Annotated in this window: 2 protein-coding genes; both read right to left on the reverse strand. The window is 50.6% G+C overall.

Annotation, left to right across the window (positions count from 1 at the left end; genetic code table 11):
* Window positions 1–38: 38 nt before the first annotated feature.
* On the reverse strand, window positions 39–1,061 hold the full coding sequence (gene rtcA / locus AC3B8H_RS21080; protein ID WP_488443468.1) for an RNA 3'-terminal phosphate cyclase: 1,023 nt from the start codon (window positions 1,059–1,061) through the stop codon (window positions 39–41).
* A gap of 50 nt (window positions 1,062–1,111) precedes the next feature.
* A partial coding sequence (locus AC3B8H_RS21085; RefSeq protein WP_488443469.1) for an RtcB family protein occupies window positions 1,112–1,671 on the reverse strand: 560 nt, incomplete at its 5' end.

Consider the following 1,671-nt stretch of genomic DNA (forward strand, 5'->3'; position numbering starts at 1 on the left):
GATCAAACGCAGAGGTATTTCCCCTCTCGCACCTTTCATCAAGAAAACACCCGAACAAAAACATCCCCTTTTTCAGTTTCTTCAGTCTGAATCTTGATCGGCAAAAATCGTTGGATAATGTCGGGATTGGTTTCGGCATGAGGACTCCAATCCGTCGCAACAAAAGAACCGCCACCGGCCAAAGCCATCGGCAGTAACAGTTGATCGGCTAGAAAGTGCCCGGCCGTTGCCTCGCTTGCCATGTAGCGTAACGCGCGCTTGATGGCGCCATTGGCGACAACTTCAGCAGCAACGCTTTTCTCGCCAAACCCTGCAAACACTTCGCTTACGTGCTCATACTCCAAGGTAATGAGCACAGCATTACCTGGGCCTTGCTGCCGATCGATACCGCGCATTAATAACTGGTCATCAGCCCAAGCCAACCGTTTTTTGACCATCGCTAATTCACGCTCGGCGATATGTGCAGGTAAACCGGCAAAAAAACTTTCCGCATAGCCGTTGATTCGCTCGCCTCGGTTTTTTAGGTGCAAAGGCTGCAATGGTTTACCGGCGGTAACCGTCATGCTTATTTCGCCGCCGCCCGCTGGATAAAAGCCAAATAGGTTCAGTTGCAGTTCCACTTTAGCGCCCATTTTTTCCAGCAGGGGCACGAATGCTCTTTGCAGAAAGTGAAACGGCGGACTCATCGGATTATGTGTGCCGCCATTTAAAGTAACATGGCTATCCTTCTCGGCTTTCAGCAATGCCGGCAAAATCGTTTGCAAAACAAGCGTACAGCTCCCGGCCGTGCCGATGCTAAACCGATATTCGCCGCCTTGAACTTCACTAGGCAAAAATGTGAGCTCGGTCGACCCAACCTGAGTACCTTCGACTTGTGCGCCGGAAATAGCGGCCGCCGCCTGTACCGCAGTGAGATGCTGCCGCATCAAGCCAGGATTTTTCCGTTTAGCCCGAACATTTTTGATGCGCATGGGTTGTCCCGTACACATCGACAACGTTAATGCGGTTCTTAAAATTTGACCGCCGCCCTCGCCCTGAGAGCCATCCAATTCAATCAACACATCTTTCCCATTATGGTTGCCGTTTCCGGTGTTACCGAAAACGGCTGTGATTACCCTTTGACGCACACCACTTGTTTCAAGGTATGCACGATTTCCACCAAATCCGATTGCGCGCTCATCACGGCATCGATATCTTTATAAGCCATCGGAATTTCATCAATGACCTCGGCATCTTTACGGCATTCAACGCCCTGAGTCGCCTGGATTTGATCATTCACAGTAAAGCGCCGTTTCGCTTCGGTTCGTGACATTGTCCGGCCGGCACCATGACTGCATGAGCAAAATGATTGCGCTTCACCCTTACCACGGACAATAAACGACTTCGCGCCCATCGAGCCTGGAATGATGCCCAATTGTCCAGGCCAAGCGGCAACAGCTCCTTTTCGGGTCACCAATACGTTTTGACCAAAATGATTTTCCCGTGTCACATAGTTATGGTGGCAGTTTACCGCTTCGATATCAGCGGTAAACGGCTTAGGCATGATTTCACGAATGGCGGCAACCACGTTTTGCATCATCAGTGCACGATTTTTCTGCGCGAACTCTTGCGCCCAACTTACCGCGCGCACATAGTCGATAAAATGATCGGTGCCTTCAGGGAAATAAGCTA

The organism is Methylomonas sp. BG-2 (assembly GCF_057766305.1).